This is a genomic window from Methylobacterium sp. WL19 (genome assembly GCF_008040005.1).
Lineage (GTDB): Bacteria > Pseudomonadota > Alphaproteobacteria > Rhizobiales > Beijerinckiaceae > Methylobacterium > Methylobacterium bullatum.
The window spans coordinates 1-15,035 of sequence record NZ_VRVC01000060.1; the positions used below are offsets into that span (position 1 = coordinate 1).

Annotated in this window: 16 protein-coding genes; 6 read left to right on the forward strand and 10 right to left on the reverse strand. The window is 67.1% G+C overall.

Features of this window, described 5'->3' with window-relative positions:
• On the forward strand, positions 1-357 hold a 357-nt coding region (locus FV220_RS13315), incomplete at its 5' end, for an SDR family oxidoreductase (RefSeq protein WP_147831914.1).
• Positions 354-1,904 (forward strand): cryptochrome/photolyase family protein, encoded by a 1,551-nt coding sequence (locus FV220_RS13320; protein WP_187273410.1) that lies wholly within the window; start codon positions 354-356, stop codon positions 1,902-1,904. The genes FV220_RS13315 and FV220_RS13320, both read left to right, overlap by 4 nt.
• Before the next feature lie 3 nt (positions 1,905-1,907).
• Here the strand turns inward: FV220_RS13320 and bcsS are convergent, their stop codons facing one another.
• Positions 1,908-2,531 (reverse strand): cellulose biosynthesis protein BcsS, encoded by a 624-nt coding sequence (gene bcsS, locus FV220_RS13325; RefSeq protein WP_147831949.1) that lies wholly within the window; start codon positions 2,529-2,531, stop codon positions 1,908-1,910.
• Between the two features lie 467 nt (positions 2,532-2,998).
• Between bcsS and FV220_RS13330 the strand changes: the two genes are divergently transcribed.
• A complete protein-coding gene (locus FV220_RS13330; protein ID WP_210322825.1) occupies positions 2,999-3,601 on the forward strand; it encodes an exopolysaccharide biosynthesis protein in 603 nt (200 codons plus the stop codon).
• Positions 3,602-3,603: 2 nt separating this feature from the next.
• On the opposite strand, the gene FV220_RS13335 is transcribed toward FV220_RS13330, so the two are convergent.
• The 3 genes from FV220_RS13335 to FV220_RS26395 are packed head-to-tail and all read right to left on the reverse strand — an operon-like array spanning position 3,604 to position 5,473.
• Positions 3,604-4,428 (reverse strand): metal ABC transporter permease, encoded by an 825-nt coding sequence (locus tag FV220_RS13335; protein WP_187273414.1) that lies wholly within the window; start codon positions 4,426-4,428, stop codon positions 3,604-3,606.
• A 38-nt stretch (positions 4,429-4,466) separates the two neighbouring features.
• Complete coding sequence (locus tag FV220_RS13340) at positions 4,467-5,339, reverse strand: ABC transporter ATP-binding protein (protein WP_187273411.1); 873 nt, start codon at positions 5,337-5,339, stop codon at positions 4,467-4,469.
• Positions 5,340-5,341: 2 nt separating this feature from the next.
• A complete protein-coding gene (locus FV220_RS26395; protein WP_018045281.1) occupies positions 5,342-5,473 on the reverse strand; it encodes a hypothetical protein in 132 nt (43 codons plus the stop codon).
• Between the two features lie 133 nt (positions 5,474-5,606).
• Between FV220_RS26395 and FV220_RS13345 the strand changes: the two genes are divergently transcribed.
• Positions 5,607-6,101 (forward strand): Fur family transcriptional regulator, encoded by a 495-nt coding sequence (locus FV220_RS13345; protein WP_147831916.1) that lies wholly within the window; start codon positions 5,607-5,609, stop codon positions 6,099-6,101.
• A 19-nt stretch (positions 6,102-6,120) separates the two neighbouring features.
• Here the strand turns inward: FV220_RS13345 and FV220_RS13350 are convergent, their stop codons facing one another.
• Positions 6,121-7,626, reverse strand: a complete 1,506-nt coding sequence (locus tag FV220_RS13350; RefSeq protein ID WP_147831918.1) for an exopolysaccharide biosynthesis polyprenyl glycosylphosphotransferase — start codon at positions 7,624-7,626, stop codon at positions 6,121-6,123.
• Between the two features lie 202 nt (positions 7,627-7,828).
• On the opposite strand from FV220_RS13350, the gene FV220_RS13355 reads away from it, so the two are divergent.
• Complete coding sequence (locus FV220_RS13355; protein ID WP_246689454.1) at positions 7,829-9,769, forward strand: hypothetical protein; 1,941 nt, start codon at positions 7,829-7,831, stop codon at positions 9,767-9,769.
• 94 nt (positions 9,770-9,863) lie between these two features.
• Here FV220_RS13355 and FV220_RS13360 read toward each other — a convergent pair whose 3' ends face one another.
• Entirely contained in the window at positions 9,864-10,223 is a 360-nt protein-coding gene (locus tag FV220_RS13360; RefSeq protein WP_056140078.1) for an antibiotic biosynthesis monooxygenase, read from the reverse strand.
• 466 nt (positions 10,224-10,689) lie between these two features.
• Between FV220_RS13360 and FV220_RS13365 the strand changes: the two genes are divergently transcribed.
• Positions 10,690-11,088, forward strand: coding sequence for a helix-turn-helix transcriptional regulator (locus FV220_RS13365; RefSeq protein WP_147831920.1), 399 nt, complete (start codon positions 10,690-10,692; stop codon positions 11,086-11,088).
• 11 nt (positions 11,089-11,099) lie between these two features.
• On the opposite strand, the gene FV220_RS13370 is transcribed toward FV220_RS13365, so the two are convergent.
• From FV220_RS13370 to cbiE, 4 genes are all read right to left on the reverse strand, one after another.
• The gene (locus tag FV220_RS13370) at positions 11,100-12,428 is read right to left on the reverse strand and encodes a cobyrinate a,c-diamide synthase (RefSeq protein ID WP_147831922.1); all 1,329 of its coding nucleotides are present in this window, start codon (positions 12,426-12,428) and stop codon (positions 11,100-11,102) included.
• Positions 12,425-13,207, reverse strand: a complete 783-nt coding sequence (cobM, locus tag FV220_RS13375; RefSeq protein WP_056140086.1) for a precorrin-4 C(11)-methyltransferase — start codon at positions 13,205-13,207, stop codon at positions 12,425-12,427. Before cobM ends, FV220_RS13370 begins: the two co-directional genes overlap by 4 nt.
• Complete coding sequence (locus FV220_RS26115) at positions 13,204-13,611, reverse strand: cobalamin biosynthesis protein (RefSeq protein ID WP_056140774.1); 408 nt, start codon at positions 13,609-13,611, stop codon at positions 13,204-13,206. Before FV220_RS26115 ends, cobM begins: the two co-directional genes overlap by 4 nt.
• Before the next feature lie 176 nt (positions 13,612-13,787).
• Positions 13,788-15,017, reverse strand: coding sequence for a precorrin-6y C5,15-methyltransferase (decarboxylating) subunit CbiE (gene cbiE, locus FV220_RS13385; RefSeq protein ID WP_147831924.1), 1,230 nt, complete (start codon positions 15,015-15,017; stop codon positions 13,788-13,790).
• Between the last annotated feature and the right edge of the window lie 18 nt (positions 15,018-15,035).

The window sequence follows — 15,035 nt, forward strand, 5'->3', positions numbered from 1 at the left end:
GGCGTCGTCCTGTTCTCCACCGTGGCGGTGGCGCAGGGATTTGCGGCCCACGCCTCCGTCGCCATGGCAAAGGGTGCCGTGGAAGGACTCGCACTGTCCCTCGCCGCCGAGCTCAGCCCTCATATCCGGATCAACGTGGTCGCGCCCTCGCTGACGCGCACGCCGCTCGCCGCTGCCATCACCAGCAACGAGACGCTGGCGTCGGGAATCGCGTCCATGCACGCACTCCAGCGCCTCGGCACACCCGAGGATATCGGCGCGCTGGCCGCCTTCCTCGTCTCGGCGGAAGCCGGCTGGATCACCGGGCAGGTCATCGGCGCGGATGGCGGCCGCTCGACGCTGCGGACGAAGGGGTGACGTCGCTGCGCACCCTCCGCTTCGTCCTCGGCGACCAGCTTCACCGACGCGTCTCCTCCCTCACCGATCTCGACCCGCAATCCGACGTCGTGCTCATGGTCGAGGTGCGGGAGGAGGCCATCTATGTCCGCCACCACAAGCAGAAGATCGCCTACCTGTTCGCCGCCATGCGCCATTTCGCGGCCGATCTGGAGGCCGAAGGCGTGACCGTCGACTACGTGCGCCTCGACGCGCCGGGCAATACCGGCTCGTTCACCGGCGAACTCCGGCGAGCGATCAAGCGGCACGAGCCCGACAAGATTGTCGTCACCGAGCCCGGCGAGTGGCGCGTCTGGGAGATGATGCAGGGGTGGCGCGATGACCTGCCGGTGCCCGTGGACATACGCGACGACAACCGCTTCCTCTGCCCGCGCGCGGATTTCGCGCGCTGGGCCGAGGAGCGGCACGCCTTGCGGATGGAGACGTTCTATCGCGGCATGAGGAAGCGTACCGGCCTGCTGATGAAGGACGGCGAGCCGGTGGGCGGCCAGTGGAACTTCGATCACGACAACCGCAAGAAGCTGCCACGCGGGCACCGCTCCCCGGAACGCCCCGACTTCGTGCCCGACGCGATCACGTCGGAAGTCATCGCTCTGGTATCGGACCGTTTCGCCGACCATTTCGGCGATCTCGATGCATTCCGCTGGCCGGTGACCCGCGCCGACGCCCTCACCGCACTGAAGCATTTCCTGGACGAGTGCCTGCCGCATTTCGGCGATTACCAGGATGCGATGAAGACGGGCGCCCCCTTCCTTTACCATGCTCTTCTCTCACCGGCGCTCAATGCGGGCCTGCTCACGGCGGAGGAGGTCTGCCGGGCGGCTGCCCGCGCCTATGACGAAGGGGCGGCGCCGCTCAACTGCGTCGAGGGCTTCATCCGCCAGATCCTCGGATGGCGCGAATACGTCCGGGGACTCTACTGGGCCAGGATGCCGGCCTATGCCGAGACCAACGCTCTCGCCGCCAAGCGCGACCTGCCGTGGTTCTACTGGTCGGGCGAGACGCGCATGAACTGCCTCGCGCAATGCGTCGCCGATACGCGGGCCCATGCCTATGCCCATCACATCCAGCGGCTGATGGTGACGGGCAATTTCGCCCTGCTGGCCGGGCTCGAACCGGCGCAGGTGGAGGAATGGTATCTCGTCGTCTATGCCGACGCCTACGAATGGGTGGAGTTGCCCAACGTCCACGGCATGGTCCTGTGGGCGGATGGCGGCGTCATGGGCTCGAAACCGTATGCGGCCTCGGGCGCATACATCAACCGCATGTCGGATTATTGCCGGGGCTGCACCTACGACGTCGCTGCCAAGTCCGGCGAGAGTGCCTGCCCGTTCAACTACCTTTACTGGAACTTCCTCATCGAGAATGCGGATCGTCTGGCGGGGAACCCGAGGATGGCCATGCCCTATCGTACCCTCGACGGATTGGGCGAGCGGCGACGGGAGGAGATCACGACGGACGCGGCCCGCTTCCTGGCCGGCGCGGAGATGCGTTCCGCCCCGTCCTGAATCTCACCAGGGCTGCCAGACGCTGAGGGTGACGTAGGGGCTTCCCCCGCCACCGGTTTCGGTCTGGTAGCCGAGCGAGGCGCGGAAGCTCACGTCGCCGATGCGAAAGTCGGTGGCGTGGACACCGATCCCGAGCTTGGAATAGCCGGTCCCGTCCGCGTAGAGCGCAGCCTCCGGGCCGAGATAGGCACCGAGCACGTCGTAACCCCAGGCAAGGCGGCCCCAGGCGCTCTGGCGCGTCGAGCCGAGGATCGCGGTGGCGGTGAGGAGGGATTTCGCTGTCGGCCGCGCCCAGACTTCCCCGTGCAGTCTGATGCCGTAGCGGTCGGGCAGCACCATTGTGCCGAGGATACTCTGCTCCACCTCGATGCTTCCCTCAGGCCCTGCGAAAGCAGCGACGACGCCCCAATCGTGGAACCATTGGTATCCGGCGAGCACTGCTCCGAGCGCCGTCAGGCGCGTCTGACTCGTGGCGATGCCCCGTATCGAGGGACCACGCTCGACCCTTGCTCCCGCTCCCCCGCTTGCGAGGATGGCGAAACCGTCCCGATCGCGCCCGTCGAACGTGATCTTCGTGCCCGCCGTGATGAAGGAAGATGCTCCGGCATCGAGGCTGCCGAAGATCAATGCCGAAATCGAGCCTCCTTCCGATTGAGCCGGGTTCGAGACGAGGCCACAGCAGAGTGTGGCACAGCACATGAGTATCGGCCGAGCCGAAGTCAGTGACCGTTTCGTCGATCTGGCCGATCCTCCCACGTCCCTTCTCGCTCCGTCTCACCGCAGGGCAAGTGTACGACATCCTATTATAAGTTGTACTGGTTCGTGAACAATGGACTGTGGGTGGTGCGCATAGACCGCCCAAGCCGATTCTTGAGCAGGCACTGTTTTGCTTTTGTTCTATTTAATAAAACTTCAGGATGTATTTATCTGATCTGAAGTTGTGCGGTGTCAGTGGTCGATCTGCCGGTGTGTTCGGACCGTGTCGAGAAGGGAGGCCCCGCGATGCCGCATGGTGGTGAAAGCTGATTCGGTTGGCGTCGGGCGGGGACTAGGATAGAGCCCGCGACAGGACCGTCGCCAAAGGCCGAGTTTTCTTGTCACCAGCTGCTCGAACGTCCGAAGTTCTCACGGTGCTCGCGGCACAGGAGACGGATCGCTTGACCATCGGCGACATCGTCGCGGTGCTGAAGGACCGTGCCTTCGCCCTGCTCATCGTCATCCTCGGCCTGCCGAATTGCCTGCCGATGCCGCCGCCGATCCCCCTGGTCTGCGGCCTGCTGCTGTTGCTCGTGGCCGTTCAGATCACGGCGGGAATGACGGCGCCTTGGCTGCCCCGCGTTCTCCTGAGTCGCTCCATTGCCCGGAGCGACGTGGAGCGTGCCGCCAAGCGCGCGGTGCCGCTGCTCCGGCGGCTGGAGCGCTGGTCGCGTCCGCGCATGAGCCTGTTCGAGACCGGCCTCGGCATGCGGACGGTTGGGTTGATCCTCCTCACCCTGTCGCTCGCCCTCGTGGTCGCAGCGCCCCTGGTCGGACAGATCCCACTCGGTCTGGCGATCTGCCTCGTCGGCCTCGGCCTCGTCGAGCGGGATGGGCTGCTCGTCGTCATGGGGCTCGGCGTCGGTGCCGTCGGCGTGCTCCTGAACGCCGGCTTCGTCTACGCCATCGTCTCGGGCCTCATGAGCCTCTTCAGCGTGTAGTTTCAGCCTTCGAGGTGGCGCGGCTTGAACAAACGCCAGACGAGGCCGCCCCTCGGTCCGAACAGGAGCGAGAGGAGGTAGAGGCTTCCCGCCGCCAGCACGATCGCCGGCCCGGTGGGCAGGTCGGCGCGATACGAGGCGGTGAGTCCGGCAAAGCTCGACACCATCGCCACCACCATCGCCATGGGGATCAGACCCGACAGGTCGGCCGCCCAGAACCGCGCGGTGATCGCCGGCAGCAGCATCAGCCCCACAGCGAGCAGCGTCCCGAGTGCCTGGAAGCCTCCCACGAGGTTCATCACCACGAGCCCGAGGAAAGCGTAATGCACCGGCCCCCCGGCGCGGCTGACCGTGCGCAGGAACAGCGGGTCGACACATTCCATGACGAGGGGGCGGTAGAGCGCGGCGAGGGCGAACAGCGTCACGGTGGCGATCCCGCCGAGAAGCATGAGCGCCGGGTCGTCGAGGGCCAGTACCGTCCCGAACAGGATGTGCAGGAGATCGATCTGCGAGCCACGCAGGGAGACCAGCAGCACGCCGGCCGCAAGAGAGATCAGGTAGAAGGCGGCGAGGCTCGCATCCTCCTTGATCGAGGTCGTGCGGGTGACGATGCCGGCGAGCAGCGCCACGAACAGGCCGGCGGCGAGCCCCCCGATGGTCATGGCCGGCAGGGACAGACCGGCGACGAGGAAGCCCACGGCGGCGCCGGGCAGGATCGCGTGGCTCATGGCGTCGCTCATCAGGCTCATGCGCCGCAGCATGAGGAAGACCCCTACCGGCGGGGCCGAGAGCGAGAGGGCGAAGCAGCCGGCCAGCGCCCGGCGCATGAATCCGAACTCGATGAAGGGGCCGAACAGGAGATCGATCACGCGGCGTGTCCGTGGTCGTGACGATGGTCGTGGCCATGGGAATGGTCATGCCAGTGATCGTGCCGGTGCTCGCCGTCGGAAGGGGGCGGTGCGTGGTGATGGCCGTCGCCGCGCCCGCAGATGGCGGCGTCCTCGTCCCAGGCCTCGGACAGGGCCTGGGCGCGGGCGAGATTCTCCCGGGTCAGCACCGTCTGCGTGTCGCCCCAGGCCACCGGCTCGCGGGCCAGAAGCAGCGTCGTCGGAAAATGTGCCTTGACCTGATGCAGGTCGTGAAGCGCGGCGACGATGGTGCGGCCCTCAGCATGCCATCCGCGGATCAGGCCGATCAGATCGGCGGTGGTGCGTCCGTCGATCCCGGTGAACGGTTCGTCGAGGAGGATGATGCGGGCGTCCTGGACGATCAGCCGCGCGAACAGGGCGCGCTGGAACTGCCCCCCGGACAGGGTGCCGATCAGCCGATCCTCGAAGCCGAGGAGGCCTACGGCGGAGAGGGCGCTGACCAGCGTCCGGCGGTCGGGGAGGGCGCTGCGCCAGAAGCCGAGGCGGCGCCAGCGTCCCATCGCCACGAGGTCGAGGACGCTCAGGGGAAAGCTGCGGTCGATCTCGCCGGCCTGGGGCAGGTAGGCGATGGAATCGGTTCCGCCGGGTCGGTCGATCCGGCCGTCAAGGCAGCGGATCTCACCGATGATCCCCTTGAGCAGAGTCGATTTGCCGGCGCCGTTGGGGCCGACCAGGGCCATCAGGGCTCCGGCGGGGATGGTACCGTCGAGATGGTGCACGGCGGGATGGCGATCGTAGCCGAGCGTCAATCCGCGCAAGGCGATGGCGCCGGGCTGAACGGGGGCGTCCCCCATGAGGGCGTGTGTCATCGTTATCCCATGGCCCAGAGGATCGCCCCCCAGACCAACCCGGACAGGATCGCGGCGATGATCAGCCGCGAGGCGGCGCCGGCCTGGAACAGGGAGCGACGGGGGGGCGGTTTGATCTGGGGAGGACGCGTCACAGCGGTTCGGGTACCAGGAAGGGGCGGAATTGTCCGAACGGGAGCGGCGAACTATCTCTGGTACTGATACACTGTAACATCGCATCAGTTCAACGTGCCGGACCACATCGACCGGCGATCAGGGGAGGATGGCGTGCACGACCATAGTGCCGTCCACGATCACGGCGCCTGCTGTGGCAATGCCACGGATGCGCTGGCGCGAGCGGAGCGTCTCTGCGCCGAGCGTGACCTGCAGTTCACGCGGCTGCGGCGGGACGTCCTCGAAGCGGTGGCGTCCGAGGCGAAGCCGCTCGGCGCCTACGACATCGCGGAGCGGCTGAGCGGTCAAGGTCGCCGGGTCGCCGCCGTCTCGGTCTATCGCGCCCTCGACTTTCTTACCGAGAACGGTCTCGTCCATCGCATCGCCAGCCGCAACGCCTTCGTCTCCTGCGGGCACCAGCACGGCGACGGGGCCGGCCTCGTCTTCCTGATCTGCCGGACATGCGGCAGCATCGACGAGACGACCTCACCGGAGGTGGACGACCAGCTCGACAGGGCCTTGGCGAAAGCCGGGTTCAAGCCGTCGAGCCGGATTCTCGAAGTGGAGGGCGAATGCGGCGCCTGCCTCGGCCACGAACCGAACCCCTGAGCGACACGGTGCGCGAGGTTCAGCGCGCGTTGCGATAGGCCCGCCGTGAGGCGATGGTCTGGATCATGATCTGGATGTCGAGCCAGACCGACCAATTGTCGATGTAGTGCAGGTCGTGGTTCACACGCCGCTCCATGTCGAGATCGGTCAGGGTCTCGCCGCGTAGGCCGTTCACCTGTGCCCAGCCGGTGATGCCGGGCATCACGTTGTGGCGGCGGGCATAGAGTGCGATCCGCCGTTCGAAGCTGCGGTCGTGAGCAAGGGCATGGGGGCGCGGACCGACCAGGGACATCTCCCCCATCAGGACATTGATGAGCTGGGGCAGCTCGTCGAGATTCGTCCGGCGCAGAATGGCGCCGATCCGGGTGATCCGTGAATCGTTGCGGGTCGCCTGTCGGAAGACGGCGTTCTGCTCGGTCTTCATGCTGCGGAACTTGAACACGCCGAAGGCCTGCTGGTTGAAGCCGTATCGGCGCTGGCGGAAGAAGACCGGCCCGGGGCTGTCGAGCTTGATCAGCAGGGCGATGGACGCCAGGAGCGGCGCGAGCAGCACCAGCGCGATGGCGGACAGGACGACATCGAGGCCGCGCTTCAGGGCGATCTCGCTGAAGGTGAGCGGCCGGCGGCCGATATTGATGCCCGACAGCCGTCCCACCCGCGCGAGCTTGAGATCGGGAAATCGGTCCATGACCGAGCCGGGACGGAGATGGAGGGCGGCCGGGACGCGCAGGAACGCGTCGACGCAGCGCTCGATATCCGCCGCATCCGTCCAGGGGACCAGGATGAAGACGTCGTCCGGCCGCAGGAACCGCACCACCGACACCGCGAGGTCGAGGTCTTCCGACATCTGTGCCTGCCGCACCGACGCGTCCTCCCGCGGGTCCACACGACGCAGATAGCTGGTCCCGATGACCCGGAGATTCAGGGCCTGCGCGTCGTTGTTGGCGTGGAAGCTGGCAATGTCCTCCTCGAAGCCGACGAGGTGAATGCGACTGATCGACGGTGAGCCGGAGGTCATCGTGCGCCGGACGACGCCCACGATGACGAGGCGGGACAGGTACAGGGCCGGCAAGCCCGTGAGGAAGAAGCCGATCGCCACCGCGCGCGAGAAGTCGGTCGTGGTCTTGGTGGCGAAGCCGACGACGAGCACGATTCCCCAAGCGGCGAGCCAGAGACTCGCCATCCGGCGGCGGTGAAGGCCTCGGGTCAGCTGCGTCTCGATGCTGTACTCGTCCCGCACGACGTTGGTCAGGAGCACGAAGACGGCCACGAGGCCCGCCAGCTGGAAGCTCCCGGTCATGCCCGTGGCGATCTGCTGGTCGAAGGCGAACTCATAATAGATCGCCTCTACCAAGTAGGCCGTGACGAGGATCGCGACGAGGTCGGAGACGGCCAGAGCCGTGGACAGCCCGAATCGGATCGCTCCGCGCCACCGCCGCGGAAGGACGGCCGCCCACGCGTCGCGTCGCGTGTCGCGCGCGGCGGGCAGGGTCTGGTAGATTTCGGGAAGACGTTGCTGGAACATCTGGGACGCTGTGTGCCGGGGTGAGACTTGGTTTGTGCCATAATGGGACATTGTCCCATCCGGCCATCGTCATGTCTGCCCGGGGCGCAAACCTCGGACCCGCCGGTGCCGCCCAAATCTCTCCTTCATGCTGTCCGAAAGCTTGGCTGGCCGTTATGGCGAAAGGCCTGGGGCCGTTCCGTGGTCTGCTGGGGGAGCTTTCATGCCGCGCGTGACGCTTTCAGGAACACATCACCGGTACAACGCCGTCGCGGCGGTGGAAGACGGCGGCACATGGCGGATGTTCCTGCCATTTCCGGACGGATCGATCCGTGACGCGGCGTTCGTCGGCCCGGACCGCCTCGTCTGCCTGTCCGCCGATGGGGAGATCTGCCTCATCGACTGGCGGCTCGACAGGGAGATCGCTCGGCAACCAGCCGGGACGGGTCGCCCCCGCCACATCTTCGTGCCGGCCGATTCCGGATGGATCGTCCTGTACGACGGCAAGCGGCCCCTCGACGAGGAGCGCTACCTCCATTCCCTTCAGGTTCGGCGCGCGACGGACCTCGCTGTCGTCGCGGACGGAAACGGTCTGCAATGGACGGCCGGCCAAACCGTAGGCCTATTGGCCGGCGGCGGTGAATTTGTCCCCGACCCTGGCGAGCCGACCGCCCTCACGATCCAGGATGACGTGTTTCGGGATCCGGGCGGCCAACTGGCGTTCGTCGGCTTCGAATGCGGTGCGCCGGGATCGCGGTATGGGCTGTACCGACTGGATCCCTCCACGGGAACGGTGCGCTGCGAACCGCTGCCGGATGCGGCGAAACCGTGGTGGTTCAGCCCGAGCGGTCGCTACGCCGTGACGCCCTCGTCCGCTTTGCCGGCGGTCCATGACGGCTCCGCCGCGTCACCGCCGCATCGGGATGCGGTCGCGGATGGAAGGCGCCGAGTGAGCCAGGCCCTCGAACTCTGGACGACCACGCCTCTCGGCCTGGCACGGACCATCGTGGCGCGCATGACGCCCGAGCCCCCCTTGGCGATCCGAAACGTGGTGTGGGAGCCGGCCGAGACGGCGTTCTGGGTCCAGTACGGCCATTTCTGGGACAAGCAGGCGGAGTTTCAGCGCGTCGGCCTGGACGGCTCGCTCTCGCCCGTTTTCCATTTCGAACGCTTTCACGGAACCAAGGTCCTGGCCGATATCGCCGACGTGACGCATGCCGAGCATGTGGAGATCCAGGCCTTGCCGGATGCCGTTCGCATCCAGCGCGCCTGGTGCGCGAGAGACCTTCCGGTCCGGTCGATCTCGCAGGACGAAGACGGCTTCCGGGCTTCGGTCTGGTCGGGTCCGAAAGAGGCGGCGGTCCGGCGCTTCCTGGCCCGGTCGAGCCGCCGCCATGTGGTGATCGTCGAGGCGTTGTCACAGGCGGCCGTCGCCGAGGGCCTGCGTCGTCTCACCCACGACATCCGCGAGCGACTGGCCGACCTGCTGCAGACCGATGTCCTGGAACTGTCCTTCGTGGTCGGCGGCCGGACGATGACGGAATCGGCCTTCTTCGCACGCGTGTCACGCGACCGTACCGCGGTCGCTCCGATGCTACGGGAACTCCTGACGACCTATCTCGACGTGCATCCGAGCGCCGTCGAAGCCAAGGGCTTGTATCGTCAGATCTGGGGACCGAAGGAGAGCCACGGCGCGCTCGCCGCTGCCATGCAGGCCCTGCTGCGCCTCGACCCGGACGCGCACGACGTGTTTCGCGGCTATCTCGCCAGGCGTGACGGCGAGCACGAGACCTACACCACCGACGTGATGATGAAGACATACATCGCCGAAACCGGCTGGCGCGACCGAGCCATGATCGGCTTCGGCATTTACTTCGCGCTGATTCGGCACCGGGACGGTCTCATCAACCTGAACGGCGGTTTCCTGGAAGAGTACGGCCTCCTCGACGCCGTCGAACCGATGATGAGTCCCGAGGATTTCGCTGAGGTGATGCTGGGTGAACTCGACCGGTTCGTGGAGATCCCGGATATCGACTGCCGCTTTGGGTGGAACGACCTGTATCTCGGGCTCAGAGACGGCCTCCCAGACACGGCGTTCGGTCGGCGGGTGGTCGCTGCGCTCGCGGTGCGGCGCGGCGACGTCATCATGGCCGTTCGAGACTGAGCGAGGCAGAGGACGGTCGGCCGCCGGCCTCGAAGCGTGGTGGCATCCCCATCGAACGGTGCGGGGCGAGGATGCCGCCGGATGGCAAGGTCGATCAGGCCATCGCTTCGGAATACAGCTCCGCCGACGAGACTTCCTGTGTCTTGCTCAAGGTTTGAATCGGCTCGAATCCCTCAAACTGCGGATGGCCGAGGTAGAGAGGTTTCGTCGTCGGTGTGCGGCTATGCGCCTTGCGGAATTGCTCCGACTGGGTCCAGGCCTCGAAAGCCGATTTGGAGGCCCAGACAGTGTGCGAGGCATACAGCACATGATCTTCGTAGGTCGGGCCCCGAAGCAACTGAAACTCGACGAATCCTTCCATCTCGTCGAGTTGGCTGTCCCGCCCGAGCCAGACTTGCTCGAATTCTGTCGTTGCATCCGGAACAACCTTGAATCGATTCATGGCAATGAACATGAAGCACCTTCGTACAAAAGGCCGGGAGCAGGGGCGGCCGGCGATCCGCGCCGCATTCTAAACCGCAATATCCCGATTGGAAAATGATGGGAAAAGCCGCACGATCCCGTATTAAAATAGCGCTATTTCTGTCACAAGGTTTCTGGATACAAGAACGTTTCCCTCACGTCGTTGTGGAGCCGGTGTCCGGCCTTCCTCGGTTTGCGACGGCAAGTTCGTGGTGACTCTTGCCATCCTTGCCCGGTTTGTGGTCAAGCTGGTTTCGCGTTCCTCGGACCCAGGGGATCGCTCCTGATTCCTTGGTGGTTTCTGGAAATTCCTTCTCCCTCCGGTGGAGGGCCGTGGAGACTACGGGTTCACTTTCTTTTAACTTCCGACCGTACCGAATGCGGCGTATTAAAGTTGCCGCATCGGTTGCGGAGACCAGCAAAACCGGCCGAGACCGTATTAAGCACTGAAACGAGTGATGATGCCCAAGCAAACTACCGATGTCGACCGCCTGGTTGGGTTGCGGATCACGGCCCTGCGCAAGGCTCGTGGCCTTAGTCAGACTGCCCTCGGGACCGCCGTCGGTGTGACCTTCCAGCAGGTCCAGAAATACGAGAAGGGGCAGAATCGCGTTGGTGCTGGCCGGCTCCGAGAGATTTCCCGTCTCTTGGAAGTGCCTGTCTCGGCGTTCTTCGAGGAGGACGACGCGGGAGGAACACAATCTGAGGTGTTCGGATTCTTGAGCGCACACGGCGCGATCGAACTGCTCCAGGCCTACGCCCTGATCGAGGACGACCAACTCCGGCGGGACGTTTTGGCGATCGTGCGAACTGCGGCAAAGATGGGAAAGCGCTCAGAGATCCCTGCGGCCGTTTGATCGATTTTCAGTCATCCGATGAGATGGAAGAAACTGCCTGACACACGGCCGCATCGGTGGCCTGCCATGCCTAACGGAACTCCTTCCGCGTCGGTCACCACCGCGAGGGCGACATCCTCGGCGGGAGGCGGCGTCAGTTCGCTGGCATAATGGAACTCGTGGCCGACGAGGCGCGATCCGCCCTGCCCGAGGGGGCCATCACCGATGAGCGTCGCGACGCGGTAGCCGAGATGCAGGCGGCGCACCTTGTAGGAGGTCGCAACCGGGAGCAGGCCCGCCATCGTATGCGTGACGCCCGCCGCGTCTTCCAGCCCGAGACCGAGAGCCATGTAGCCGCCGCACTCGCCATGGACGGGATTGTGTTCGGCAAAGCTCCGGAGGCCGTTCAGGAACCGGCCCGCCGCTGCGAGTTTCCCGGCATGAAGCTCGGGATATCCGCCCGGTAGCCAGCAGGCGTCGCAGTCCTCCGGGGGCGCCTCGTCGGCGAGGGGTGAGAAGGCGACCAGTTCGGCGCCCGCCGCGCGCCAGCCCGCTTCCATATGTGGATAGAGGAACGAGAAGGCCTCATCCGAAGCGATGGCGATGCGCTGCCCCGGGGGAGGGGGCAGGGCGGCATCCGCCACGTCCGGCAGGCGTCCCGATGCGGCCGCGAGGATGGCGTCGAGGTCGAGACCGGCCTCCGCCAGATCGGCGAGGCGATCGAGCCGCGCGGTGAGATCGCCCGTCTCGCGAGCCTGGACCAGACCGAGATGACGCTCGGGCAGGGAGAGGGTCGCGTCGCGCATGAGCACTCCGAGAACCGGGATGCCGACCCGCGCGAGACCGGCTTCGACCAGACGCCGATGGCGGGCGCTGGCGACCTTGTTCAGGATCACCCCGGCGATGCGGATACGAGGATCGTAGCGGGCGCAGCCGAGTGCCACGGCGGCGGCCGATTGGGCGGCACCCGAGACGTCCACGACGAGGAGCACGGGCCAGCCGTAGCGGGCGGCGATGTCGGCATTGGCGCCGGTCCGGCCCTCGCTGGCGACGATGCCGTCGAACAGGCCCATGGAGCCCTCGGCGATGACGATATCAGCGCCATGGCCCGCCATCGCCGCCACCGAATCGAGCATGGCATCCGGCATGGCGAAGCTGTCGAGATTGACGCTGGGATAGCCCGTGGCGGCCTGGTGGAAGGCCGGGTCGATATAGTCCGGCCCGCATTTGGCACCACGCACGGCAAGGCCGCGCCGGGCGAGCGCCCGCATCAGCGCCAGCGTCACGGTGGTCTTGCCGGAGCTCGACCGTGGAGCGGCGACGAGAAGGCCGGGCGGATGCGATCGGTCCATTATCGTCATGACTCGACTCCGGGGGCCGGCTGCCCCGTGGGGCGGAAGCGGCGGTCGTAATCGGTGGAGTAGAGCGCGCTCTCGCGGAACTCGCTGGCGGCGAGGGCCGGGCCGACGAGGATCAGCGCCGTCCGCTCGAGACCGGCGGCGCGCACATCCTCCGCGATGGTGGCGAGGGTGCCTGAGATGACGCGCTCGTCCGGCCAGGTGGCGCGGAACACCACGGCGGCGGCGCAATCCGCTCCATAGAAAGGCACAAGCTCGGTCACCACGGTCTCGATCACGTGGATGGAGAGGTGCAGGGCCAGGGTCGCGCCGGTGGCGGCGAAGGCTTGGAGCGTCTCGCGTTCCGGCATGGCACTGGCCCGGCCCGAGGTCCGGGTGAGGACCACGGATTGGGCTAGACCCGGCACGGTAAGTTCGCGCCGAAGCAGGGCGGCGGCGGCGGCGAAGGAGGGCACGCCCGGGGTCACCGTGTAGGGAATGCCGAGCCGGTCGAGGCGGCGGGTCTGTTCGGCCAGCGCGCTCCAGATCGAGAGGTCGCCCGAATGCAGCCGCGCCACGTCCTGCCCGGCCTCGTGCGCGGCGACGATCTCGGCCACGATGGCGTCGAGGTCGAGGGGAGCGGTGTCGACGATGCGGGCGTCGGACGGGCACCAGGACAGGATCTCCGGCGCCACCAGCGAGCCGGCGTAGAGGCAGACGGGGCAGCGCGCGATGAGATCGCGCCCGCGGATCGTGATGAGGTCGGCCGCACCGGGGCCGGCGCCGATAAAATGTACGGTCATCCCGCTTGAGTGGCGAAATACGCGGGAAGCGCAAGGGCGCATGTCACCGCTGGTGACGCGATGCGCGGCAGAATGAGGGTTCCGCCATCGCCGGCCATGGCCAGCGCGGCGGCTTCCGCCACCGATCCGACCCCCCGGCTCGCTTCGATCCGGCCCGAGCGGGTCGTTACGCGCGCGTCGACGGCGATCATCTCGGCGGGGGGAATTCCGACGGGCACGAGGCCGAACGCAGCGGCGGCCTCGACGATCGACGGCTCATTCGCGCGGTCCTCGGCGGTGGCGATCGCGCCGAGCCGGTTCGGCCTATGATCGCTTTCGGCAAGCGCACGGTGGATCAAAGCGACGATCTCGTCGGCCATGGCCCCATGCCGGAAGCCGATGCCGGCGACGATGAGACGGGTTATCCACGTATCTCGAGGGGCCAGATCATCGTCAGACAAGTCGCAGGCCCCTCCTCCCCCTTGTGGGGAGGAGCCGGAGGTGGGGGTGGTGTCGGATAAGGTGCGCCCTGTTCGGAGCCACCCCTGACCCCTCCCCACAAGGGGGAGGGGAAGCGCGTCGGGCATCGCCCAGCCGCCCGTCACCGCTTCGTCCAGACCCATTGCGTCACCGGCATTGCGGCGCGCCAGCCGTGGAGATGGCCGACCGGATCGGCATGGGCCACCGACAGCCGCTTCAGCTGCCCGCCGAGACGGGCGAAGGCGCCAAGCAGAACCGCCTCGCCCTCCAGGGTGACGACGTTGGCGACCAGCCGGCCCCCCGGCTTGAGGGCGTCGAGGGCGCGGTCGAGCACGCCAGGCCGCGCAACTCCGCCGCCGATGAAGATGGCGTCCGGACGCTCGAGGCCTTCCAGGGCGGCGGGCGCCTCGCCCTCCACGACGCGCAGATCCGGTACACCGAGGCGGGCGGCGTTGCGGGCGATCCGCGCCGCACGGGCGGGGTTCGCCTCGATGGCCAGCGAGCGCAGGCTGGGATGGCGCAGCATCCATTCGATGGAGATCGAGCCGGCTCCGGCGCCGATGTCCCAGAGGCGCTGGCCGGCGCGGGGGCGCAGGGCGGCGAGGGTCACGGCGCGAATATCGGCCTTGGTGAGCTGGCCGTCATTCTCGAACCAGGTATCGTCGAGGCCAGGGCTCAGGCTGACGACGCGAGCATCGGCATCGGCGACGACCTCCACCGCCAGGGTGTTGAGCGGATCGATCCCGGTGAGGGAGAACGCATCGGCCCTTGTTTCGAGCCGGCGCTCGCGCGGGCCACCCATGGCCTCGAGGACGACGAGGCGAGAGGCACCGAAACCGCGTTCCGTGAGCAGGGCGGCGACGGCCTCCGGCGTGGTCTCGTCCCAGGTCAGGGTGAGGAGCCGGGCGCCGGGCTGGAGGTGGGGTACGATCCGCTCCAGCGCCCGCCCGTGCAGGGTGAGGCAGGTGGTCTCGGCGAGCGGCCAGCCGAGCCGTGCCGCCGCTAGGCTGAATGCCGAGAGGTGAGGGAACACGCACATCTCGGCCGCCGGCAGCAGCCGCGCGATCTCGGCGCCGATGCCGTAATGGAACGGGTCGCCGGTGGCGAGGATGCTGGTCGGGCGTCCGCGCCGGGCGAGGAGGCCGGGATAAGCGTCGGAGATCGGGCGCGGCCAGACCCGCGTCTCGGCCTTCAACGGTCCCCCGAGGGCGAAATGGCGGGCTCCGCCATAGACCACCTCCGCCCCGTCGAGGGCGGCTGTGGCGGCGGGGCTCAGGCCCGCGCGCCCGTCCTCTCCGATCCCAACGATGGTGAGCCAGGGGGCGGTGCTCGACACGGGGGCGGCGCTCATAGACAAGGTTGCCGGATA

What these genes read in the sequence shown, in the direction of transcription:
- FV220_RS13335 (WP_187273414.1), bottom strand. Translation starts at nt 4,428, where the DNA reads ATGCGCCGGGCGCTGGCCGGCTGCTTCGCCCTCTCGCTCTCGGCCCCG.
- cobM (WP_056140086.1), bottom strand. Translation starts at nt 13,207, where the DNA reads ATGACCGTACATTTTATCGGCGCCGGCCCCGGTGCGGCCGACCTCATC.
- cbiE (WP_147831924.1), bottom strand. Translation starts at nt 15,017, where the DNA reads ATGAGCGCCGCCCCCGTGTCGAGCACCGCCCCCTGGCTCACCATCGTT.
- FV220_RS13355 (WP_246689454.1), top strand. Translation starts at nt 7,829, where the DNA reads ATGCCGCGCGTGACGCTTTCAGGAACACATCACCGGTACAACGCCGTC.
- FV220_RS13360 (WP_056140078.1), bottom strand. Translation starts at nt 10,223, where the DNA reads ATGTTCATTGCCATGAATCGATTCAAGGTTGTTCCGGATGCAACGACA.
- FV220_RS13365 (WP_147831920.1), top strand. Translation starts at nt 10,690, where the DNA reads ATGATGCCCAAGCAAACTACCGATGTCGACCGCCTGGTTGGGTTGCGG.
- FV220_RS13340 (WP_187273411.1), bottom strand. Translation starts at nt 5,339, where the DNA reads ATGACACACGCCCTCATGGGGGACGCCCCCGTTCAGCCCGGCGCCATC.
- FV220_RS13370 (WP_147831922.1), bottom strand. Translation starts at nt 12,428, where the DNA reads ATGACGATAATGGACCGATCGCATCCGCCCGGCCTTCTCGTCGCCGCT.
- FV220_RS13350 (WP_147831918.1), bottom strand. Translation starts at nt 7,626, where the DNA reads ATGTTCCAGCAACGTCTTCCCGAAATCTACCAGACCCTGCCCGCCGCG.